This window comes from Nannocystis punicea (assembly GCF_026965555.1).
Classification (GTDB): domain Bacteria; phylum Myxococcota_A; class Polyangia; order Nannocystales; family Nannocystaceae; genus Nannocystis; species Nannocystis punicea.
Genome location: NZ_CP114040.1, coordinates 4,777,064 through 4,799,357 on the forward strand (window position 1 = coordinate 4,777,064; position 22,294 = coordinate 4,799,357).

Here is a 22,294-nt window from a genome sequence, read left to right on the forward strand (position 1 = left end):
CGGGGATGGCTGTCCTTCGGGACATCTGAGGGCGTTGCGCGGAGGGAGGGCCTCACGAGCGCGGCGATGAGTCGGTGTGAGGTCAGGATCCTCGCCTCGAGGAGGCGCCGATGGGCTGTCTTCACGGACAGGTGAGAGCGTCGGGCGAAAGGAGATCCGCACGGGGATGGCGAGGAGGTGCGATGCTTTGTACGGATTCGTGGCACCTGGCGTCGGGCCGCGGACTCTGGTGATTCGCGGCCCGCGAGTCCGGCGAATACGCCGAGCGGGATGCGGCTGCGGTGCGGGGCGCGAGGGGCGGGCGGGCGAGGGTGGCGCGAGGGCGCGAGCGGGGAATGGGGTGTCGAGAAATTCGCCGCGGCATTGCGAATCGGACAGACCCGGGGGCGAGGGAGATCGCCCGCGTCGCGCGGGCCGGAGGCCGGGCGCTCGGGCCGCCCGTGGCTGGCGGGGAGCCGCTCGCGGCCTGTCTGGGGGGCCGTAGCCGCGGGTCTGGCTCCGGGGGATGGGCGAAAGCGCGCGTCGCGCTCCTGGACTTCTGCCACTCGTCGGCGGGGCCGTGGTGAGCGAAAGTCGGGCCCTCGGCATGACCGTCCACGCCCCCAAGCCCATCACCGCGCTCGAGGCGCTGGAGCGCGCGCAGTGGATCGCGTTCGCTCCGTTCGTGTTTCAGGCGGCCCGCGTGCTGCGCGACCGCGGGATCCTCCTCGCCATCGAGCGCAGCCGGGACGGGCTCACGCTCGAGGAGGTCGCGGCGGCGGCGGAGCTGCCGATCTACGGGACGCGCGTGGTGCTCGAGGCGGGGCTCGGGATCGGGCTCGTGACGGAGGTCGAGGGCCGCTATCGCCTGACCAAGACCGGCGTGTACGTGCAACACGACCCGATGACGCGGGCCAACTTCGACTTCACCCGCGACGTGAATTACCACGGGATCGCGGGGCTCGACGCGGCGGTGGCGTCGGGCAAGCCGGAGGGGCTCAAGGTGTTCGGCGAGTGGCCGACGGTGTACGCGGGGCTGTCGCAGCTGCCGGAGTCGGTGCGAAAGTCGTGGTTTCAGTTCGACCACTACTATTCCGACGGGGCGTTCGGGGCGGCGCTGCCGCTGGTGTTCGCGGGCAAGCCGAAGCGGCTGCTCGACATCGGCGGCAACACGGGCAAGTGGGCGGCGGCGTGCATGAAGCACGACGCCGACGTCGAGGTGACGCTGATGGACCTGCCGGGCCAGCTGCGCAACGCCGAGCAGAACCTGCGCGAGGCGGGGCTGCTGGCGCGCGCGCGCTTCCTCGAGGCGGACCTGCTCGACGAGCGCACGGTGATCCCGGGCGACTTCGACGCGATCTGGATGAGCCAGTTCCTCGATTGCTTCTCCGAGGCCGAGATCGTGTCGATCCTGCGCCGCTGCGTGGCGGCGACCGGGCCAAATTGCAAGATCTACATCCTCGAGGCGTTCTGGGACCGCCAGCGCTTCGAGGCCGCGAGCTTCTGCCTGCAGATGACGTCGCTGTACTTCACGGCGATCGCCAACGGCACCAGCCAGATGTACCGCTCGACGACCTTCCTCGCCTGCGTGCACGCGGCCGGCCTCGAGGTCGAGCGCGAGTACGACGACCTCGGGGTCAGTCACACGCTGCTGGTGTGCCGCCCGCGACCGATGTGACGGCGAGGCGGTGACGGCCCGCGGGTGAGGACGGCGGTCGCGTCCGATCGGCGACCGCGGCGCCGAAGCGCGGGCTCGCGGTACCTTGATCGGCGATGCTCGCCGCCGTGCTCGCGCTGCTCGCCGCTCCGATCGTGACGCCGGGCCAGGACGCGCATTACCGGCTCGACAACGGGCTGGAGGTGATCCTCCGCCACGATCGGCGAGCCCCGCTGGTGGCGGCGCGGCTGCGCGTCCACGCGGGCAGCGTCGACGACCCGCGCGGGCGCAGCGGGCTGGCCCACGTGGTCGAACACGTGGCCCACGAGGGCTCGACGCACGTCGATCGCGGCCGCCGCGAGGGCCTCGAATACGCGCTGTCGGCCCACGCGAACAACGCGGAGACGGGGTTCTACGCGACGGAGTATTACTATACCGCGCCAGCGCAGGCGACCGAGCACGTGCTGTGGATCGAGGCCGATCGCCTGGGCTTCGTGCGCGGCCAGCACGGCGAGACGACGCTGGCGGAGGTGCGGCGGATCGTGCTCAACGAGCGGCGCCAGCGGGCGGAGCAAGACCCCCTGGCGCGGCTCGAGATCCAGGCGATGACCGCGTTGTTCCCGGCAGAGCATCCGTATCACGGGGCCATCGTCGGCAGCGCGGACGATCTGGCGGCGGCGAGGATCGCCGATGTCGACGCGTTCCTCGCCGCGTGGGTCCAGCCGGGCAACGCGACTCTGGTGATGGTGGGCGACCTGCCGGCCGAGACGCCGGCGTGGATCGAGCGGCAGTTCGGCGGGCTGCCGGGTCGGCCGCGACCGACCGCGCGCGGGGTGCCGCCGGTGACGCGCTCGAGCGAGCTGCGTCTGGCGGCGGAGCGACCGGTCGGCGCGGCCCCTGCGGTGCTGATGGCCTGGCCGTCGCCGGCGCTCGACGCCGAGGGGGACGCTGCGGCCGATGTGCTGGCCGAGGCGCTCGAGCGCGGCGGATTCTTCCGCCTGGCCCGCGCGGAGGGTCCGCCGCAGGTGGCCGAATTTCAGGCGACGCAGCGCAGCCTGCCGAATCAGTCGATCTTCTTCGTGCGGGTGATCGGCCGGGTCGGCGGCTCGCCGGCGCAGCTGATCGCGGAGGTCGATCGCGTGCTCGCGGAGGTGGCCGCGGGGGCGCTGGCGGAGCCTGCGGTGCGACGCGCTCGCTCGCGGATCGTGCGAGAGCATCGCAGCGCGCAGCAAGACCTGCAGGACCGCGCGGCCATCCTGGCGGACGAGGCGGCCGCGGGCAAACCGCTCGGCGGATCGCAAGACGTTGCGGAGTGGACGGCGGTGACGCCCGCGGCGGTGGCCCGCTTCGCCCGCGAGGTGCTGCGACCCGAGGCCCGCGTGGCGGTGGTGGCGGAGGGCGAGCGATGAGCTCGAGGATGCGTCGCGGTGCGCCGGAAACCGGTGGCGCAGGTGGTGGCGGAGGGCGAGCGAGGAACGAGGGAGGTGCGTCGATCGCCGGGTGCGGCGCGGGCCGTGGTGGCGGAGGGTGAGCGGCGAGCGATGGGCGACGCGGGCGAAGGACCCGGACGTGGTTGCTCTCGGGGGCGCTGCTGGGCGCGTGCGCCGGCAATCAGTCGTGGCGGCACACGGGGCCCGAGCTGCCGGGCGAGGCGCCGCCGGTGGTCGCGCCGCGGGTCGAGCGGAGCGGGCCGTCGCTGCTGCAGGTGCGGCGGGCCGGGCCGACGGCGGCGATCGGTCTGGTCTTGCGGACAGGTGGGGAGATCGATCCGCCGCTCGGGAGCTTCACCCTCGAGCTGCTGGCGCGCGGGCCCGATCGCGCCGTCGAGGACGCGCTGGGCGAGCTCGGCGGGGCGATCGAGGTGGTGTGGCTCGGGGACGGGGCGCTGCTGCAGGTCGAGGTCGAGGCGTCGGCGTGGAAGCCGGCGCTGGCGATCTTGACGGCGGCGGTGCGCAGGCCGGAGCTCACCGCGGAGGACGTCGAGGTGCTGCGGAGCGAGCGGCTGGCCGCGCTGCAGCGGCGCGACGGCGATCCGGCCGGGCGGGCGCTGCACCTGCTGCAGCGCCGCTCCGCGCCCGGCCTCGACGCGCTCGGCGAGGCGCGGGCGACGGCTGGCTGGTCGATCGAACATGTCCGAAAGGCGCATGAGCAGTGGCTGCGGGCCCGGCCGGCGCTGGTGTTCGTCGGCGAGGCGCCGCGGGCCGAGCTGGCGCAGGCGGCCGCGGACGCGCTGGCCGATTGGCCCCTGTCGACGGAGGGGCGGGCGGCCGCGCCGGGGCCGGTCCTGCCGCGCCGCGAGGTGCTGGTGGTGCCGCGGCCCGGGCTGGCCCAGACGGCGATCGCGGTGGGTCGAACGGTCGCCGGCGACGCCGACGACCTCGCGCTCGAGCTGGCGTCGGCGGTGGTCGGCTCGGCCCTGCGTGAGGTGCTACGGCGCGAGCGCGGCGACACGTACAGCGTGTCCGTCAGCCACGCGCCGGCCGGTCGCGGCGGCCTGCTGGCGATCGAGACCCAGGTCGACGCGAAAGCGACCGGATCGTCGCTGCGGGCGATGTTCTCGCAGCTGAGGTCGGTGCAGGGCCGCTTCCTGACCGGCGACCTGCTGCGCCTGCTCGGGCGGGCGTTCCAGGTCGAGCGCATGCTGGGACACCAGCGCCGCTCGGCGGTGGTCGAGGCCGTCGCGCGCATGCAGGCGGGCGGACGCCCCGACGACGCCCTCGCGGACGAGCTGCGCCGCCTCGGCGCGGTGCGCGACGACGACGTGGAGCGCGCGCTGGCGGAGTGGTTCGAACCGGCGCAGCTGCAGGTGGTGCTGGTCGGCGATCCCGAGACGATCCGCGCCCAGGTCGAGCCGCTCGGCCTCGGTCCGCTGAAGCTGATCGACGACGGTGTTCATTAATCGACGGCGCCATGGCCCCCGGCCTCGTGCTTTTCAGGACATGTTCATGAGGGCATGTTTGATAGTGCATGTTCTGTTGGACATGTCTTTATCTACATGAAGCGAGCGGACGCAAAACGCCGGGAGCCCGGACTCGGGCTGCCCGGCGGGGGGATCGTCGATGACGTCGAGGGGTGTGCGGCTCACGACTTCGGTTGCAGCACGCGGAGGGCGATCCGGCGGTTGTGGGCGCGGCCCTCCTCGGTGGTGTTGGAGGCGACGGGGTGTTGCTCGCCGTAGCCCTCGGTCTCGATGCGATCGCCGGCGATCCCGCGGGTGACCAGCTCCTTCTTCACGTTGTCGGCGCGCTCCTGCGACAGCTTGAGGTTGGCGTTCGGATCGCCGGTGTTGTCGGTGTAGCCGCCGATCTTGACGTGCACGTTGGGATAGGCCTTGAGGATCGCCGCGAGGTTCTCGAGCTGCTCGTGCGAGCCGGCGGCCAGAGTCTGCGCGTTGGTGTCGAACACCAGGCGATCGAACTCGAACCAGGTCTTGTCGTCGACCTTGGCGTTCTTGTCGCGCAGGAACGTCAGCAGCTGGGACTCGATGCCGTTCTCGGCGAACCGCAGCTCGCGGTTGACCTCGGCGACGTGGACCGACTTGACCTCCGGCTCGGGCCTCGTCGCCGGCTTGCTCTCGGGCGTCGGTTCGGGGGCGGGCGCGCGCTGGGTGGTGGGCGCCGGCGCAGCGGGCCGGGTCGCGGGCGGCGTGGCCGGAGGCGTGCGCGTGGCCACTGCGGCGGGGGTCTCGTAGCGCGTAGTGGTGGTGTCGACCTGCTTCTCGAGCCGGCGCTCGCCGAGGAACCACCAGGCGAGCAGGGCAAGCGGCAGGAGGGCCAGCGGGATCGCCCACCAGGCCGGTCGCTTGGGCTCGACGACCGCGGGATGCGACAGGTGAGGCAGCTGTGGCGGGGCCTCGCGGACGACGTCGTAGATCTGGGCGCGGCCGACGAGGTTGGCGATCGACGGCGGCACCGCGTTCATGATCTCGCTCTGGTTGCCGAGCAGCGCTTGCCCGAGCGAGCCGACAGTCAGGCCGCTGCCGCGCACGAGGCCGCCGACGGCTCGCAGCACGAGCGGGGCCGCCAGGCCCATCAGCGAGGCGGCGGCGGTGGTCCCGACCCCGGAGTGGCGGGCCAGCCCGGCGACGACGTCGTCCGTCCGACCGCCGAACAGACTCGACGTGAAGCGGCTGCCGAGCTCGCGCGCGCGGGTGGCCTCGGGAGCGCCGCTGAGCAGACGCGCCGGGTCGTCGAGCGTGGCGCTGCTCAGCGCGGGGTCCTGGACCATGTTGAAAAATTCGCCGAGCGCCAGCGGATCCCGGGCCTTGTTGGCCAGACCGGCGAGCATGACCGAGCCCGCGGCCCCCATGGCCTTCGACGCCGACGCGGCCGAGATCCCGAGGGCGGACGCGGCGCCGTTGACGATGCCGCCGGAGGTCAGGGCGTCGCGAACTGTGTCTGTCAGGGAGAACGTCATGGTGGTTCCTTTCGAGTCCGCGCAAAGAGTAATCAGGTCGCGCGATGCGACAACCCGAGGACGCTGCCGCCCGCCGCCGGCGAGCGAGCGGCCGCGCGGCGAGCTCGCGGCTGCGACGAGCGCCGGGGCGGATCGTCACAATGACCCAAGGGACATGTCGAAAGGGATATGCGGTCGGCGCCCGGGCCCGCCGGCGCGCGACGCGGCCGCCGCGGCGCTCACGAGACCGCCGGCCCGCCGTCGAGGATCCGCCGGACCAGGCCGACGAGGACCTCGCCGGTGAACGGCTTGGCGATGAAGCTGGCGGTGGCGTCGACCTCGGCGGCGGCCTGCAGCGCGCGCTCGGACGAGCCGCTCATGAACAGGACGCGCATGCCGGGGCAGCGCGCGGCGATCCGCTGGGCCAGGCTGGCGCCGGTGGTCCACGGCATCACGAGGTCGGTGATGAGGAGGTGGATCTCGCTGGTCTTGCGCTCGCAGAGGAGGAGCGCCTCGGCCGCGTCGGTGGCCGTCAGGACGCGATAGCCGGCCGCCTCGAGCACGCGCAGGACGAGGCGCCGCACCGGCTCGCTGGCCTCGACGAGCAGGACGGTCTCGCCGCCGGGCTCGCGGGACTGCGGCGCGAGGACGACCCCGCCTCGTCGCGGCAGCGGCTCCTGGTCGCGCGGGAAGTAGATCCGGAAGGTGGTGCCGCGGCCCGGGTTGCTGTCGACGACGATGGCGCCGCCGGCCTGGCGGACGATGCCGTAGACGATAGCGAGGCCCATGCCGGTGCCGAGGCCGGGCGCCTTGGTGGTGAAGAACGGCTCGAAGATCCGCGCCCTGGTCGCCGCGTCCATGCCGCTGCCGTCGTCGCGCACGGTCATGACGACGCGAGGACCGGGCGGCAGGTCGAGGTGCACGCCGTCGTGGTCGTCGGCCTCGATCGTGGCGGTGGCGATCACGACGCGGCCGCCGGCGCGGGTGGCGTCGCGGGCGTTGATCACGAGGTTGACGAGGACTTGATCGATCTGCCCCGGACCGATCCGCACCGGACACGGCGCGCCGGCCAGCGAGACCGTCAAGAGCCGCTCCTCGCCGAGCAGGCGGGCGAGCATGCCGCGGAGCTCGCGGACCTTGTCGCCGAGGTCGAAGACCTCGGGCGCGACGATGTCGCGCCGGCTGAAGCTCAGCAGCTGCTGCGTGAGCGCGGCGGCCCGCTCGCTCGCCTTGCGGATCTCCTCGAGGTCGGCGACGTCGGAGCCGGCGGCCTGGCTGGCGGCGACGCTCTTCTCGAGGATGCCGGTGTAACTGAGGATCACGGTGAGGAGGTTGTTGAAGTCGTGGGCGACGCCGGCCGCCATGCGCCCGAGCACCTCCATCTTCTGCGCCTCCTGGAAGCGGCGCTCGAGGTGGCGCTCGCGGGTGACGTCGACCACGTGGGTGAGCACGAGGTCGGGCGGGACGAACCCGAACGAGACGACGTAGATCGCCGACGGGACGTCGGCCCTGGCGAGCTCGACCTCGCGGCGGAGGGGGCTCTCGGTGGCGACGCAGACCTTCATGGCGTCGACGAGCTCGGGGCGGTCGGGCAGCAGCTCGGCGAGGCCGTGGCCGACCCACGCCGGCACGTGGCCGTCGCTGAGGGCGAAGGCGGCCCGGTTGTGATCGACGAGGACGAAGGCGTCGCCGCGGCGCTGCCACACGAGGGTGGCGATCGGCAGGCGCTCGTAGAGCTCGCGGGTGTGGCGCTCGCTGGCCCGCAGGGCCTCGACGATGCGGGCCCGCTCGGCGAGGGCGCCGATCCGGCCGGCGATGACGTGCAGCATCTCCTGCTCCTCGCGCAGGAAGTAGCGCGCGCTCGGGATCTCGGAGTCGGAGATCCGGCACACCTCGAGGACGCCGGCGGCCCGGCCGGCGACGCTGATCGGCGCCGATTGACGGCACGGGTCGGGGGCGAAGCGCGGCGAGGTGTAGAGGCGGTCGCCGAGCTGGATCCGCGCGGCGACCTCGGGCGGGTAGCTGTAGCCGCGCGGGATCCGTTCGGCGATCTGCCACAGAGCCTCGTCGAGCGTGATCTCGTCGCCGGCGATCGACGAGACCTCGTAGAGCAGCTCGAGCTCCTTGATCCGCTCGCGCAGGTCGTGCTCGGCGCGGCGCAGCGGCGAGACGTCGGTGACGAAGCCCTCGAGCACGGCGGCGCTGCCTTCGCCGCGCAGCAGTCGCCCGCGCTCCCACACGTGCTTGGTGCGCCCGGCGCGGTCGCAGATCCGATACTCCATGGTGAACGACTGGCCCGCGGCGACCGCCGATTCGACGGCCGCCTCGACCGCGCGGCGATCCATGGGAATGATGAGATCGGCGTACGACCGCCGCTCGCTCGCCAGCAATTCGTCGGGTCGATATCCCGTCAGCTCGAGCGCGCCGGCGCTGACGTAGTCGAGCGTCCAGAGGCGATCGGCCCGGCAGCGATAGACCATCCCCGGGAGGCTGTCGAGCAGCGCGGCGAGGTCGTGCGGGGCGCAGGCGTCTCCCTCGGACTTTTGCATACGCGCCTCAGCATAGCGGACCGGCCGGGCGTGTTCTCGTCGCCGGAGCAGCGAACGCGGTTGACGCCGTTCGTGGCGCGGCGGGCGCGACACCTGTTTCAAGGGATAGGTGCGGCGAAAACGACTGTGGTCATTCACCCGCGCGGGGTCGCCGGCCGAGCGGCGTCGGCAGCAGCAGACGAGCGGAGGACCTCGGTCGCGTCGGCCCCCACGTGGTCCGCACGTGGGGGCAGCGCTCCTCGCGACCTGCAGCCATCAATGACCCATCAGACATGGCGCCTCGGACATGTCCAAGGTGACAGCTAGCGGCGGGCGGCGGCGATCCGGGCGGCGGCCCGGGTCGCTGCGAGGGCCTCGGTGGTGCGGCCGGTGGCGGCGCTCTCGGCCAGGAGCTCGCCGGCGGTCACGCCGAGCGCGGCGATGAGCGGCTCGCGGTCGGCGAGGTTCATCACCGAGCGGCCGATGCCCTCGATCACGGCGCCGGCCGAGGCGACCACGTCGGGCACGTGCAGGACCCCGCGGGCCCGCAAGGCCTCGGCGACCGCGGGCTCGGCGAGCAGGTTGTTGGCCGCGCCGCACAGCGCCCACGCCGGCATGGCGGCGGCGACCTCGGCGGTGATCACCCCGCCGACGGCGCAGGGCGCCAAGATGTCGACCGGCGCCAGCAAGATGTCCTTCGGGTCATGGACGTGAGAACCTGTCGCTTCGGCCACGTCGTGGGCGCGCCGGGGGTCGACGTCGGCGACCAGCAGGAACGCGCCCTCGGCCGCGAGCGCGCGGGCGACGGCCGAGCCGATCGCGCCGCAGCCCTGCACTGCGACCCGGAGTCCGCCGAGGCCGCGGCCGCGGGCGCGGGCGCAGGCGCGGACGCAGGCGACCAGGCCGCGGGCGACTGCGTCGGCGAGGCCGCGGTCGTCGGTGTGCACGTAGGGGCAGGCCTCGGCCATCGCCGCGAGGTCGGCGGGGGTGGTGCCGAGGTCGCCGGCGGTGCGGAAGATGCCGCCGAGATCGGCGATGAAGCGGCCGAGGGCGCGGAAGGCCGCCGGGCGGTCGAGGCCGGGGTGGTCGAGCACGACGGCCTTGGCCCCGCCGGCGTCGAGGCCCGCGAGCGCGCACTTGCGGGTCATCGCCCGCGCCAGCGCGGCGGCCTCGGCGATCATCGCCGCGGCGTCGGGATAGGCCCGGGTCCGGACGCCGCCGGCAGCTGGCCCGAGGGACAGGTCGTCGATCACCAGGGCGGCGGCCAGGCCCGAGGGAGGGTCGCGCCACAGCACGCAGCGAGCGGCGCCGGCGGGGTCGAGGAGCTCGGAGATCGTCGCGGACATCGGTGCGATTTTACCCGGCTTGTGCGCGCGCGGGCGCCGGCCCACCGTCGCATGGGCACCTGACGGGCGAGCGGGCGGCGAAGGACCTCGAGCGCATCGACCGTGGCGGCCTCGATCCGTACGAGATCGCGGGCGACCTCGGGGCGCTCGGCGTCGTCGTCGAGCTGGTCGACGCCGGCTTGTGGAAGCCTGCGCTGCGCGCCTCGCCGAGTGGCGTCGGCTTCGCGCGCGCCGACGAGGCCACCCGCGCCGAGCGGGGCTTCCGGGACACGTACGCCGCGCGCGTGCGCCTCGGCTTCGAGCTCGTCGCGCGCGCGTGAGCGCGCCTGCGCGATCGCGGCGCGCGGCCCCGGGGCTGCCGTAGCGCTGCGCCGGCTCGTATGCTCGGGGCCCGCGACGTCCGCCGTCGCGACAGGAGCCCCATGAACGACCGAGGCCGTGAACGAGACCTTGTCCTCGCACCGAACGAGTTCGCCTTCATCCTGGACGAGACGAAGGGCAACATCAACGTCTACGTCGGGCCGCACAAGACGAGCCTCGCCAACACCGACGCGCCGGTGGTGTTCGACGCCGGCAGCAAGCGGTTCGAGCGGCGCCAGCTCGACGGCGCGATCCAGGCGCTGTCGATCGCGCCCGAGGGCTGGTACCTGGTGCTGAAGAACCCGGCGACCGACAAGAGCCACCCGCGGACCGGCGCGCTCAACAACCTGCCGTCGCTCGACACCGGTCGCAAGGTCAACATCCCCGGGCCGGCCTCGTTCGCGCTGTGGCCCGGGCAGATGGTGCGGGTCATCCAGGGCCACCACCTGCGCTCCAATCAATACCTGCTGGTCCGCGTGTACGACGAGGAGGGCGCCAAGGCCAACTGGAAGAACGCGGTGCTGCGCATGCGCCCGGAGGCGGCCGCGGACGAGGGCGAGGCGGTCCACGTGCAGCGTCCGCCCGACCTGACGATGGGCACGCTGTTGATCATCCGCGGCACCGAGGTCGCGTTCTACATCCCGCCGACCGGCGTCGAGGTGGTGCCCGACGTCGAAGGCAACTACGTGCGCGAGGCGATCACGCTCGAGCGGCTCGAGTACTGCATCCTGCTCGACGAGAACGGCAACAAGCGCTACATCCAGGGCCCCGCGGTGGTGTTTCCGCAGCCGACGGAGACGTTCGTCGCCATGCGAGGCGCGCGCAAGTTCCGGGCGATCGAGCTCAACGAGAACACCGGCCTCTACATCAAGGTCATCGCGCCGTACGAGGAGAACGGGGTCCGCTACAAGGTCGGCGACGAGCTGTTCATCACCGGCAAGGACACGATGATCTACCTGCCGCGGCCGGAGCACGCGATCATCAAGTACGGCGATCAGGAGCGGCACTACGCGGTCGCGATCCCGGCCGGCGAGGCGCGCTACGTGCTCGACCGCAACAAGGGCAGCATCACGCTCAAGCGCGGGCCGGCGATCTATCTGCCGGATCCGCGGATCGAGCTGATCATCCGCCGCGTCCTCGACCCCAAGACCGTCTCGCTGTGGTTCCCCGGCAACCGCGAGGCCTACGATTACAACCGTCGACTGGCGCAGCAGAACGCGCCGCAGATCGCGGCCGAGTTCGCGGCGGTGACGTCGGTGCCGGCGCAGGCGACGCGGGCCTCGGCGGCGCCCAAGGCCGCGCCGGCCCCGGGTGGCCCGGCCGCGCCGCCGCCTCCGCCGCCGCCGTCGTCGGAGTTCGCCGGCGACGACTTCACGCGCAACCAGACCTTCACCGGGCCGCGCACGATCGTGCTCGACACCCGCTACGACGGCGCGGTCGCCATCGACGTGTGGACCGGCTACGCGGTGCTGGTGGTGTCGAAGACCGGCGAGCGCAAGGTCGTGGCCGGGCCGCACACGCACCTGCTCGAGTACGACGAGACGCTGCAGGTGCTCGAGCTGTCGACCGGCACGCCGAAGACCGAGCAGAACCTGTACAAGACGGTCTACCTGCGGGTGCTCAACAACAAGGTGTCCGACCAGGTCGAGGTCGAGACCCGCGACCTCGTGCGCGTGCAGCTGCAGCTCAGCTACCGCGTCAACTTCGAGGGCGACCCGAACAAGTGGTTCGAGGTCGAGAATTACGTCAAGTTCCTGACCGACCACCTGCGCTCGCTGATCCGCGCGGCGGTCAAGCGCCACGGCATCGAGCAGTTCTACGCCGACTCGGTGGCGATCCTGCGCGACGTGATCCTCGGGACCGCCGGCGACGACGGCAAGCGGCCGGGCCGGCGCTTCGAGGAGAACGGGATGCGCGTGTACGACGTCGAGGTGCTCGAGGTGACGATCGGCGACGAGGCGATCGCCGAGCTGCTGGTCCAGGCGCAGCACGCCGCGGTCCAGCAGACGCTGTCGCTGGCGGCCGAGCAGCGCCGCCTCGACATGGTGCGGCAGACCGAGGCGGTCACGCAGCAGGTCGCCGAGGCCAAGTCGGCGACGCTGCAGCAGGCGATCGGGCTGCGCACCCGCGAGGGCGAGCAGCAGCAGCGCTATCAGCTGGCGGAGCTGGCCGCCAAACTCGACCTGCACGAGCGCCAGCAGCAGGCGCTGCAGGCCGAGCAGGAGCGGCTCGGGGCGATCCACGGGGCCGAGCTCGGCCGGCGCCAGGCGACCGCGACGCTCGAGCTGTCGGTGCAGCAGCAACAGCTCGACCAGCGGCTGCGCGAGCTGCAGGCCGAGGTCGCGGCGGTGGTCGAGAAGGCGCGGGCGGTCTCGCCCGACCTGATCGCGGCGTTGCAGGCGTTCGGCGACCGGGCGCTGGCCGAGAAGATGGCGGAGTCGATGGCCCCGCTGGCGATCCTCGGCGGCGAGAGCGTGGCGGAGGTGCTCGGCCGACTGCTGCGCGGCTCTCCGCTGGCGCGCCTGCTGCCGGGCGCGGCGAACGAGCCGGACAGGGCGTGAGCGCGGGGCCCCGGCGCCGCGCGGGTGTGGCCGCGGCGACCGGGGCAGCGACGTCGCGGTCGCGCCAATGAAGTCGTGAGGCTTCAGCCTCGCGCTCGCAGGCCGGCTCGCGCCCGCGCGAGCGTCGGTCCGGGCGGCGTGTTAGGCTGTCGCCATGAGCTTAAGTGATGTGCGCCGTCGTTTGCCCGTGGTCGCCTCGTTGCCCACACCAGCCAACCGCTGGATGACCCACGAGGGCCGCAGGGAGGCCAAGGCGCCGCGCTGGGCGGTGTGGGAGCTGACGCTGGCGTGCGACCAGCACTGTGCGCATTGCGGGCCGCGGGCGGGCCACAAGCGGCCCGACGAGCTGTCGACCGAGGAGTGCCTGCAGGTGGTGCGCGAGCTGGCGGACCTCGGCTGCGGCGAGGTGGTGCTGATCGGCGGCGAGGCGTACCTGCGCAACGATTTCATCCTCATCATCCGGGCGATCCGCGAGGCCGGGATGGCGTGCACGATGACGACCGGCGGCCTCAACCTGACCGAGGAGCGCGCGGCGGCGATGATCGAGGCCGGGATCGGCAGCGTGACCTTCTCGGTCGACGGCCTCGAGGCGACGCACGATCGCCTGCGCGGGGTGCAGGGCAGCTGGAAGCGGGCGTTCGCGGCGATGCGGCGGATCCGCGCGGCCGGCGGCAAGATCGCCAGCAACACCCAGATCAACGCGCTGACCCGCCACGAGCTGCTGCCGCTGTTCGAGCTGCTGGCCGACGAGGGCATCCATTCGTGGCAGCTGCAGATCACGGTGCCGCACGGCAACGCGGCCGATCACCCGGAGATCCTGCTGCAGCCGCACATGTTCATCGACATCTTCGCCACGCTCGAGCAGGTGCTCGACCGCTGCGAGGCCCGCAAGGTCCGGCTGTGGCCCGGCAACAACCTCGGCTACTTCGGCCCGCTCGAGCGGCGCCTGCGGAGCTCGCAGCGCAAGCACTGGCGCGGCTGCACGGCCGGCGTGTCGGTGATGGGCATCGAGAGCGACGGGTCGATCAAGAACTGCCCGAGCCTCGGCGGCGGCACCAACATCGGCGGCAACTGGCGCGTGCACGGGGTCAAGAAGGTGTGGGAGGAGTCGTATCAGCTCGGCTACGTCCGCGCGCGCACGGTCGACGACCTGTGGGGCTATTGCCGCGAGTGCTACTACGCCGAGATGTGCATGGCCGGCTGCACCGCCGCCGCCGAGCCGCTGCTCGGCAGGCCCGGCAACAATCCGTTCTGCCACCACCGCGCGCTGATGATGGACCGCGCCGGGCTGCGCGAGCGCATCGAGCAGGTCCGCGGCGCCGGCGGCAAGTCGTTCGACAACGGCCTGTTCCGGGTGATCCGCGAGCACGTCGATCCGGCGCTGCGCGAGCAGCACGGGCCGGTGGCGATCGAGGAGCCGCGGGTGTCGCGGCTCGAGGAGCCGTACGGGGCCGGTCGCACGGTCACGCTGTGAGGCGATCGACCTCGCGGTGAGGCACGCAGCCGTTCGCCTCGAGGGTGAGCGCGCCCCCGGGGCTCCTCGAGCGCCCGCGGCTCGTGGGGCCGCTGCTTGTATTCGGGCTGGGCGCTCGGAGTCCTCGGCGCGAGCGCCGGATTCGACGGATGACGTCGAGGACATGTCCTTTCGGGCATGCCATCCAATCGGCGAATGAAACAACGCATGGCCTCGCACGAACGGGTTCGTGCGGCCATGCGTCGTGGGCCGAGATCTCCGCGGCGGCGAGGACCGCCGGGGGGGCTCAGAAGGTGTCGGTGTCCGGGCCGGCGTAGGTGCTGGCGTCGGACGTGCTGGTGGTCGAGTCGCTGGTGCCCCAGGTCTCGTCGGGGCCGGCGTAGGTGCTGGCGTCGGACGAGTCGTTGGTCGCGTTCGTCGTGGTCGTCGTGGTGCCGGGCGTCGTGTTGGTGGTCGTCGACGTATCGGTGGTGGTCGTGGTGGTGGTGGTGTCCCCCCACGTGTCCCAGTCCTCGTCGGGGCCGGCATAGGTGGCGCCGTCGCTGGAGTTGGTGGTGATCGTCGGATCGATCGTCTCGCCGCCGGGGTCGGTCGATTCGGTCGGCTTCGAGGTGTCGACGGCGGTGTTGGCCGTATCGGCCGTGTCGCCGGTCGACGTCGAGGTCTGGTCGCCGGCGGTCGCCGAGGTCTCGTCGCCGAGGTCCCGGTCGACCTGGCAGGCGGCGCCGAAGGCTCCCAGACTGGCGGTGAAAGCGACGGCGGCCCACGTCGAGCCGAGCGAGTGACGCTGCGTATGGCCGCAGAACGGGCAGGTCGCGTCGGAGGCTCGGAACAAACAGGCGCACTCGGGGCAATCGATAAGCGAAGACATGTCCGGACCTTAGCAGATCGGGTCCGCGTGACGCCAGAAAATCTGCCACCGTCCGGACGCCTCCGCCGCGCCTCGGCTACACTGAACCGGTGTCTCCGGGACTCGCGGTGGCGCTCGCCCTGATGGCGGCGAGCCTCGTCGGCCTCGTGGCTCTCCACCGCGAGGGCCTCCGCCGGGTGCTGCTCCGCGCGGTCGATCCGCGGCCGCTGGCGCTGTTCCGCATCGCGTTCGGTTGCTGTCTGCTCGTCAACTTGCTCGAGATCGCGCCGCTCGCCGACTATCTGTTCTCCGACGAGGGGCTCCTGCCGCGCGCGGCGGTGCCGGAGCTGATGGGTCGCGGGGCGCTGGTCGGGTTCGGCGACGGGGTGCGCGAGCCCGCGGGCTTGCTGGACGGCGCGGCGGTGCTCGAGTTCGTGACCAGCGGCCGGTGGTCGCTGCTGTACTTCGCCGACAGCCCGGGTGTGGTCGGCGTCTACCTCGGCCTGTTGTTCGCGGCCACGCTCTCGCTCACTCTCGGGTTTCGCACCCGGCTCAGCGCGATCGCCACGTGGTTGCTCTACGCCGGGCTGCTGCGGCGCGGCGACGCCCACTGGGGCGGGGAGCAGGTGTTCTGCGCGTTCCTGTTCCTGCTGATGTGGTCGCGCTGCGGGGCGGCGTACAGCGTCGACAACTGGCGGCGCTGCCGGGCGCTGCGGCGACGTGGCCTTTTGAGCATGCCCTCGGGGCCAGGTGCGGGCGCGGGGGCGGGGCCGTCCCCGGCGGCGCCGCACGGGCTGGCGGCGATCTACCGCCGGATCCCCGCCTGGCCGCAGGCGCTGATCGCCGCCGAGCTGGCCCTGTGCTACGGCGCCAACGGGTGGGCCAAGGCCGGCGTGGCCTGGCAGAGCGGCGACGCGCTGCAGCTGGTGCTGCTGCGCGACACGTATGTCCGTTGGGACATGTCCTCCGCGATCGCGGCGATTGGCCCGTGGCCGCTGCGCCTGGCCAGCTGGGGCGTGATGTGGTGGGAGCGGCTGTTCCCGCTGGTGCTGGTCGGCCTGGCCGCGCGGGCGCTCGGGCGCTCGGGGGCGGCGGCGCTGCGCGGGCCGGCGGCGGCGCTGGCCCGGCTGTGCTGGGGCGGGCTGGCGGCGGCGGCGGCGATCGCCGCGGCTGTCCCCGAGGACCTGGTCGAAAAGACAGGGATACCGGGGGCGGCGGAGCGGGCGGCGGCGCTGGGGGTGCTGGCGATGGTGGCCGCGGCGGTGGCGATCGCGGGGCCGCGGGCGGGGGCGGCGGCGCGGCGGCTGGCCGCGGGCCCGCTGGCGCCGAAGTGGTGGCTGGGGTTCGGGGCGCTGTTCCACCTCGTCAACCACGCGATGCTGGCGGTCGGGGCGTTCGCGCCGGCGACGATGGCGGCGTACCTGGTCTGTGGGGCAGGCCCGTGGGCGGTGGCGACGCTGCAGCGAGGGCTGGGCCGGCTGAGACGATGGGGCGCGCCTGTCCCGGAGAGCATGTGCAAAGAGACAGCCTCGGAGGACACGTCGCTGCCGCACCTGCACCGCGACGCGGCGGCGCTGCCGGGATGGGCGATCGCGGGGGCCGGCGGTCTGGTGCTCGCGGGCGGGGCGATCGCGCTGGTCGCCGGCGGCGGGCCGCGGGTGTGGCACGCGGCCTGGCTGGCCGCAGGGACAGGTCTGACGCTCGTCGGCTGGCGGATCGCGCGGCGCGATCGGGACGAGGTCGCGCCGCTGCGCGAGCCGTGGGCGCACGGCCCCGCGGGTCGACTGGCGGCGGGCGGGCTGGTCGCGTACCACGTGGTGGCGCTGCTGGTGTGGCAGCTGCCTCCCTGGTCGAGCCTGCCGTGGCGCGCGCAGGCGCGGGCGCTGGCAGGGCCGTGGGTCGAGCTCAGCTACACCAGCCAGCTGTGGTCGATGTTCGCCCCCAACCCGCCGCGCGACCAGGCGCTGCTGCGCGCGACCGTGGTCGACGCTGCCGGGGTGCAGCACCGCTTCGGCGCGGAGCCGCAGCGCGAGGACGATCTGCCGCGGCCGTACTTGTGGCACGACCGCTGGCGAAAGGTCGGCGACAACGTGCTCGGGCAGCGCGAGCGTATGTCGCGGTTGCACGCGCGCTACCTGTGCCGCCGCTGGGCGCTCGCGCACGACGGCGAGCCCGCGCGCGAGGTGGTGCTCGAGATGCTGCTCGCCCCGCTGACGCCGTCGGGGAGCGACCCGCGCGAGCACTTTGCGGCGCAGCAGAAGTCGCGAGCGCTGGTCCAGGTGAGCTGCGCGGACGAGCCGTTCGCCCAGCTGCAGCCCGAGGTGCGCGCGCGCCACGGGCTGGGACCCGTGTCGGAGGGGTCGCTGCAGTTCGCGTGGGAGCGGCCGGCGACGTGGGCGGAGCGCAAGACGCGACGCGATCCGCTGGCGCCGCTGTGGCCGCTGGCTGCCCTGGGGCTGCTGGCGGCGCTGGCACGCTGGGCCCGCGAGGATCGCCGGGCTCGCGTGGCGGCCCGGGTGCGCGAGGCAGAACCGCGGTGAGCATCCTGGATTGTGAGCGGTTCGGCCCGGACCCGGCCGATCATCGCCGGACCTGCGTCCCGGTCGAGTCGGGCCGGGAGGACATGTCCTCGAGGTCCTGTGTCTCGCCTCGCGGACGTCGGCGCGAGACGGGCGTGAGGCGGCGCTTCGCTCGCGTAGCTGTCTAGAAGGACATATCATCGCCGGGCCTGCGTCCCGGTCGAGTCGGGTCGGAAGGACATGTCCTCCAGGTCATGTATATCACCTGCGGACGTCGGCGGGAGACGGGCGTGAGGCGGCGCTTCGGTCGCGGAGCGGTCTCGAAGGACATGTCCTCGAGGGCATGTACGTGGCGCGCCGGGCGGCGCGGGCGACCGGGGGAAGCGCACGTCGCTCCCGGGGTCGGGGCGCGTGCGCGGGCCGGAGCCGCACGGTAAGAGTCGCGCATGCAGACGCCGTCGTTCGTCGCGTTCGGTTCGGCTCACGGCGGGGTGGGGCGCACTCTGGCGGTTTGGGGCGTGGGGCGAGTGCTGGCGGCGCGCGGGCTGCGGGTGCTGCTGGTCGACGTCGATCTCGAGTCGCCGGGGTTGACGCGGCTCGTGGCGCACGACTGCGAGGGCATCGTCGAGTGGGCCGCCGCGCGCGGATCGGGCACCGAGCAGGCGCTGGTCGAACGGTGCGTGGCGATCGCCGAGGGCCTGAAGGTGTTGCCCGCCGGGCGGCTCGACGCGGCCTACTGGGACCGGCTGGAGGCGTGGACGCGTGGGGAACGATCGGCGGTGTGGGAGGAATTGCGGGGAGCGATCGCGGCGGCCGGGATCGCGGACGTCGTGCTCGTCGACGTCGCGGCCGGTTCGTCGCGGGTCAGCGAAAAAATCGTGCGCGCTGTGGCCGATCGGGCGGTGCTGTTCACGGCGCTGAATCGCCAGCACGTGGCGGGCACGGCGGAGTTGGCGCGTCGCTGCGGCGAGGCGGGGGTGCCGACGCGGGTGGTGGGCAGCCTGTTGCCGCTCGGCGAGGACGAGCTGAGGGCGGCGCGCGAGGCCGCGGCGCGCGAGGCGGGGCTCGAGCTGTCGCTGGTGATCCCGCAGCACCCGCGCGTGGCCCTCGACGAGCGGGCGTGCGAGCGCGGGCCGGTGTTCGCGGCGCACGTGGAGCTGGCGCGGGCGGTGGTGGTCGACGCGGGGTTCGAGGTGCGATCGATCCTCCGCGCGCTCGAGGCGGCGATCGCCGAGGAGGCGTGGCCGCGCGTGCTGTCGCTGCTGCGGCTGGCGCGGGTGGTCGAACCCGGCGGCGAGCCGCTGACCGCGACTCTGGCGTGGCTGCGCGAGCACACGGCGCCGGCAGACGCGACCGACCCGGTGTTCGCGCTGCTGGCGGAGGCGCTGCCGGCCGACTCGCCGACGCACGCGAGTTTCGCCACTGCGCTGCACCGGACCGAAAATCCGCGGGCGCGCGGCTTCTACGAGCGATTCCTGGCCGGGGCGCCTGACCACGCGGACATGCTCGGCAACTTCGCGGCGTTCCTCAGCGACGTGTGCGGCGAGCACGACCTGGCCGAGACGTACTACGAGCGGGCGCTTGCGGCCGACGACGAGGACGCCGATCATCGCGGCAACTACGCCAACTTCCTCGCGCTGGTCCGCGGCGATCGGTCGCGGGCCGACGCGTGCTATCGCGAGACGATCGCGCGGGCCCCCGAGGACGCGCATCACCTCGGCAACTACGCGAATTTTCGCGTCAGCGCGTTCGCCGACGTCGCGGGTGCGGAGGCGCTGTACCGCCGGGCGCTGGCGGTCGAGCCGGACGACTGCAACCTGCTCGGGAACTTCGCGCGGCTGCTGTTCGCGGAGGGCCGCGCGGAGGAGGGGCGAGAGCCGCTGGCGCGAGCGCTGGATGCGTCCGAGCCGGGGTCGGCGCTGCGCTGCGAGCTGTGCTTCTACGCGTTGGCCCACGCGCCCGAGCTGTGCCCCGACGCGACGTCCCAGCTGCTGGCGGCGCTGACCGCCGGGGTGCGCTCGCCGGGCTGGGACCTGGCGGCGAACGTGGCCCGGGCGCGACGCGACGGGCACCCGCAGCCGGAGCTGCTGGCAGCGCTGGCGAAGGTGATCGCGGACGAGGCGCCGCTGGCCGTGCTCGACGCATTGCCGCGAGCGTGACGGCTACCCGACGCGAACGAGCGGCCGAGCGCGTTCGCGGACGCATCGGCGTGGGATCGCAGCGCCGCCACGAATGGCGCGTGCCACAGCGCGAGGCGATCACTCGGGTCACGCGTGGGTGCTCGCCGGACGTGTTGCGAGGCGAGCGCAGGGTCGTCGCGTCCGCCCGATATGAGCCCGCAGATGCTTGCGCGAGGGCCATGCGCGGACAGTCTCGCCACGGGCACGCGCGTGCAGGGCGTTCGCTCTCGGCCAGGGTTTCCTGATGCGCCTCACGGCATGTTCATGCGAGTCGAGGCGCGCCGCTCGAGCATGCTCGAACCATTCCGCTGCCTCGGCCGCGGTGACGAGCCGAGCAACCGCATGAGGGGGCCGACAGCAGGCTCATGCGACTTGGACATCAGGGCCGCGAGTCCGTCAATCCTCGCGGCGTACTTGCTGTCTTTGTGACCCGCGGCGAATCACAGGTAGGCGGTGATCGCCGGCGGGCGGTCCTGGCGGTCGCGCTTGCCGTCCTCGTAGAGGACGGGAGCGGCTGCCAGCTCCTCCTCGGTGGCGTCGTCGAGGCAGGCGACGTTGACCGCCCAGAAGTGGCCGCCCATCTCCTTTTCGAGGTAGCCGCGCGAGAACACGTGGGCGCCGCAGGTGCCGCAGTGGTAATGGTTGATGTCGCCGGGCGGCCAGTGCAGCGGGGTCGGCTGGTAGTCCTTCATGACGTCCTGGCCGGCGGTGATGCGCACGGCCTCGTGAGGCACGAGGGCCTTGCGGTAGCCGAGCTTCCAGCAGAAGCTGCAGTTGCACTTGCGAATGCCGGTGGCCGCCAGATCGATGTCGGCCTCGAAGCGGATGGCGCCGCAGTGACAGCTGCCGTGATACGTCCTTGGCATGGTCGTGTCTCCGCGAGGAGCATGGGCGACGGAGCATCGCCGCGCCAGTAGCGACGCTGCTCGCGGCCGGACGAGCTGTCTTTCGGGACATCTTCAGCGGGTGACCCAAGGACAGGGAGACCGCCGGGCCGCGGCTCGGTGGTCTCCGTCTCTGCCTGTCTCTCAGGCCAGGAGCTCGGCGTACTCGCCCTGCTCGAGGCCGGCGCGGCCGAACTGCGTGACCGGGCCGCCGTTGTCGGTGCAGCCGACGGCGTTGAGGAGGGTGATGAGCAGGCGGTTGTGCGGGTGGGTCTGGACCCAGGGGTCCTGGCCGCCGATGAGGTCGAGGTAGTGGCCCTGCTTGAGGTAGCCGCCGGCGCCGCCGGCGATGACGACCGGGAGGTCGAGGTACGAGTGGCCCTTGCCGTCGGACAGCTCGTTGAACCAGGCGACCGCGGAGTTGTCGAGCACGGTGCCGTCACCCTCGGTATAGGACGAGAGGCGGTCCAGGAGGTGCCGGTACTGCTCGGCGTGCCAGCGATCGATCTGGGTCAGCATCTCGAGGTAGCCGGCCACTTCCTCGCCCGAGTTGTCGTCCTTGGTGTTGCCGTGCGACAGCTTGTGGTGGTTGAACTCGTGGTTCATGCCGTCCCACTTGTAGATCGGGCCGCCGGAGCCGGAGGCCCATTGAATGCTGCCGACGCTGGTCGCCCCGCAGGCGATCGCCATGGCCAGGATGTCGAGCTGCATCAGGCCGATGGCCTTGAACTGCCAGTCCTCGAGCACGGAGTCGGGGTCGATGGCCTCGATCTCGGCGGCCCGCGCGGGGTCGAGGGCGCACTCGATGAGGCCGTTGCCGACCATGTCGATCTCGAGGTCGCGGATCGAGTCGGCGTGCATCTCGATCTTCTGCACGTCAGCCTGGCTGAGGTTCTTGGCCTTGAGCGCCTTGAACTCCTCCTCGACCAGGTCGAGGACGCTCTGGCGACGGGCGGCGATCTGCATCTTCACCATGTCGTCGAGGCCGCCCAGGCCCATGAGGTCCTGGTAGGTGAGCCACGGGTTGCCCTCGGGCGTGACGGGGGTGTTGTTGCCGGCGTACGAGATGTGGCCGAGCCAGTTGGTGTGGCGCCAGCCGACCGAGAGGGTCATCGACGGGCCGCCGTCCTTGTTGAGCTGCTTGGCCGCGAACTGGTCGATCGAGATCCCGCGGGCGTAGAGGGTGCCGGGATCGAGGGCCTCGGCGGTGAGCTTGTGGCCCATGCCCTTGGCGTGGTCGTCGCCCGGAGTGTCGGCGTCCTGGCCCCAACCCTTGGGCACCATGTGCATGCCGCGAGGGATCAGCAGCTTGCCGGCGTAGTCGGCCACGGGCTCGAGGCTGGTGCCCATCAGCGAGGCCGCGGTCAGCGGGCCGGGCGCGGCGGGGAAGAAGGTCTCCATGTTGACGCCGTTGCACATGAAGAACACGACCAGCCGCTTGCCGCCGGGCTCGGCGGCCCGGGCGGTCCTGATGAAGCGCCGCCAGTTCAGCGACTCGAGGAAGGGCAGCGCGACCGCGACTCCGCACGCGCCTCGCAAGAAGTTGCGCCGTCTCATGGTC

14 protein-coding genes are annotated in these 22,294 nt (G+C 72.7%); 8 read left to right on the forward strand and 6 right to left on the reverse strand.

The features are described 5' to 3' along the window. Positions 1–586: 586 nt before the first annotated feature. The 3 genes from O0S08_RS18465 to O0S08_RS18475 all read left to right on the forward strand — a co-directional run bounded on the left by O0S08_RS18465 (position 587) and on the right by O0S08_RS18475 (position 4,535). Positions 587–1,657, forward strand: coding sequence for a methyltransferase (locus tag O0S08_RS18465; protein WP_269040493.1), 1,071 nt, complete (start codon positions 587–589; stop codon positions 1,655–1,657). Positions 1,658–1,752: 95 nt separating this feature from the next. Further along, entirely contained in the window at positions 1,753–3,045 is a 1,293-nt protein-coding gene (locus tag O0S08_RS18470; protein ID WP_269040494.1) for a M16 family metallopeptidase, read from the forward strand. A 164-nt stretch (positions 3,046–3,209) separates the two neighbouring features. Further along, positions 3,210–4,535 (forward strand): M16 family metallopeptidase, encoded by a 1,326-nt coding sequence (locus O0S08_RS18475; RefSeq protein WP_269040495.1) that lies wholly within the window; start codon positions 3,210–3,212, stop codon positions 4,533–4,535. A 182-nt stretch (positions 4,536–4,717) separates the two neighbouring features. Here the strand turns inward: O0S08_RS18475 and O0S08_RS18480 are convergent, their stop codons facing one another. From O0S08_RS18480 to O0S08_RS18490, 3 genes are all read right to left on the reverse strand, one after another. Then, positions 4,718–6,052 (reverse strand): OmpA family protein, encoded by a 1,335-nt coding sequence (locus tag O0S08_RS18480; RefSeq protein WP_269040497.1) that lies wholly within the window; start codon positions 6,050–6,052, stop codon positions 4,718–4,720. 218 nt (positions 6,053–6,270) lie between these two features. Next, positions 6,271–8,580, reverse strand: a complete 2,310-nt coding sequence (locus O0S08_RS18485; RefSeq protein ID WP_269040498.1) for an ATP-binding protein — start codon at positions 8,578–8,580, stop codon at positions 6,271–6,273. 302 nt (positions 8,581–8,882) lie between these two features. Then, positions 8,883–9,905, reverse strand: a complete 1,023-nt coding sequence (locus O0S08_RS18490) for a Glu/Leu/Phe/Val dehydrogenase dimerization domain-containing protein (protein WP_269040499.1) — start codon at positions 9,903–9,905, stop codon at positions 8,883–8,885. A 2-nt stretch (positions 9,906–9,907) separates the two neighbouring features. On the opposite strand from O0S08_RS18490, the gene O0S08_RS18495 reads away from it, so the two are divergent. The 3 genes from O0S08_RS18495 to O0S08_RS18505 all read left to right on the forward strand — a co-directional run bounded on the left by O0S08_RS18495 (position 9,908) and on the right by O0S08_RS18505 (position 14,300). After that, positions 9,908–10,225, forward strand: a complete 318-nt coding sequence (locus O0S08_RS18495) for a hypothetical protein (protein WP_269040500.1) — start codon at positions 9,908–9,910, stop codon at positions 10,223–10,225. Positions 10,226–10,327: 102 nt separating this feature from the next. Then, complete coding sequence (locus O0S08_RS18500; protein ID WP_269040501.1) at positions 10,328–12,826, forward strand: SPFH domain-containing protein; 2,499 nt, start codon at positions 10,328–10,330, stop codon at positions 12,824–12,826. A 154-nt stretch (positions 12,827–12,980) separates the two neighbouring features. Further along, positions 12,981–14,300 carry a radical SAM/SPASM domain-containing protein gene (locus tag O0S08_RS18505; RefSeq protein ID WP_269040502.1) on the forward strand — a complete coding sequence of 440 codons (1,320 nt, stop codon included), beginning with the start codon at positions 12,981–12,983 and terminating at the stop codon, positions 14,298–14,300. A 286-nt stretch (positions 14,301–14,586) separates the two neighbouring features. On the opposite strand, the gene O0S08_RS18510 is transcribed toward O0S08_RS18505, so the two are convergent. Next, positions 14,587–15,171, reverse strand: a complete 585-nt coding sequence (locus O0S08_RS18510; RefSeq protein ID WP_269040503.1) for a hypothetical protein — start codon at positions 15,169–15,171, stop codon at positions 14,587–14,589. Positions 15,172–15,260: 89 nt separating this feature from the next. On the opposite strand from O0S08_RS18510, the gene O0S08_RS18515 reads away from it, so the two are divergent. Together O0S08_RS18515 and O0S08_RS18520 are read left to right on the forward strand one after the other, a co-directional pair. Next, on the forward strand, positions 15,261–17,690 hold the full coding sequence (locus O0S08_RS18515; RefSeq protein WP_269040504.1) for an HTTM domain-containing protein: 2,430 nt from the start codon (positions 15,261–15,263) through the stop codon (positions 17,688–17,690). Positions 17,691–18,115: 425 nt separating this feature from the next. Further along, the gene (locus tag O0S08_RS18520; RefSeq protein WP_269040505.1) at positions 18,116–19,828 is read left to right on the forward strand and encodes a KGGVGR-motif variant AAA ATPase; all 1,713 of its coding nucleotides are present in this window, start codon (positions 18,116–18,118) and stop codon (positions 19,826–19,828) included. 461 nt (positions 19,829–20,289) lie between these two features. Here O0S08_RS18520 and O0S08_RS18525 read toward each other — a convergent pair whose 3' ends face one another. Beyond that, positions 20,290–20,715, reverse strand: a complete 426-nt coding sequence (locus tag O0S08_RS18525; protein ID WP_269040506.1) for a GFA family protein — start codon at positions 20,713–20,715, stop codon at positions 20,290–20,292. A gap of 162 nt (positions 20,716–20,877) precedes the next feature. Continuing rightward, on the reverse strand, positions 20,878–22,290 hold the full coding sequence (locus O0S08_RS18530; RefSeq protein ID WP_269040507.1) for a DUF1552 domain-containing protein: 1,413 nt from the start codon (positions 22,288–22,290) through the stop codon (positions 20,878–20,880). Between the last annotated feature and the right edge of the window lie 4 nt (positions 22,291–22,294).

What these genes read in the sequence shown, in the direction of transcription:
- O0S08_RS18465 (WP_269040493.1), top strand. Translation starts at nt 587, where the DNA reads ATGACCGTCCACGCCCCCAAGCCCATCACCGCGCTCGAGGCGCTGGAG.
- O0S08_RS18470 (WP_269040494.1), top strand. Translation starts at nt 1,753, where the DNA reads ATGCTCGCCGCCGTGCTCGCGCTGCTCGCCGCTCCGATCGTGACGCCG.
- O0S08_RS18480 (WP_269040497.1), bottom strand. Translation starts at nt 6,052, where the DNA reads ATGACGTTCTCCCTGACAGACACAGTTCGCGACGCCCTGACCTCCGGC.
- O0S08_RS18485 (WP_269040498.1), bottom strand. Translation starts at nt 8,580, where the DNA reads ATGCAAAAGTCCGAGGGAGACGCCTGCGCCCCGCACGACCTCGCCGCG.
- O0S08_RS18490 (WP_269040499.1), bottom strand. Translation starts at nt 9,905, where the DNA reads ATGTCCGCGACGATCTCCGAGCTCCTCGACCCCGCCGGCGCCGCTCGC.
- O0S08_RS18500 (WP_269040501.1), top strand. Translation starts at nt 10,328, where the DNA reads ATGAACGACCGAGGCCGTGAACGAGACCTTGTCCTCGCACCGAACGAG.
- O0S08_RS18505 (WP_269040502.1), top strand. Translation starts at nt 12,981, where the DNA reads ATGAGCTTAAGTGATGTGCGCCGTCGTTTGCCCGTGGTCGCCTCGTTG.
- O0S08_RS18510 (WP_269040503.1), bottom strand. Translation starts at nt 15,171, where the DNA reads ATGTCTTCGCTTATCGATTGCCCCGAGTGCGCCTGTTTGTTCCGAGCC.
- O0S08_RS18520 (WP_269040505.1), top strand. Translation starts at nt 18,116, where the DNA reads ATGCAGACGCCGTCGTTCGTCGCGTTCGGTTCGGCTCACGGCGGGGTG.
- O0S08_RS18525 (WP_269040506.1), bottom strand. Translation starts at nt 20,715, where the DNA reads ATGCCAAGGACGTATCACGGCAGCTGTCACTGCGGCGCCATCCGCTTC.
- O0S08_RS18530 (WP_269040507.1), bottom strand. Translation starts at nt 22,290, where the DNA reads ATGAGACGGCGCAACTTCTTGCGAGGCGCGTGCGGAGTCGCGGTCGCG.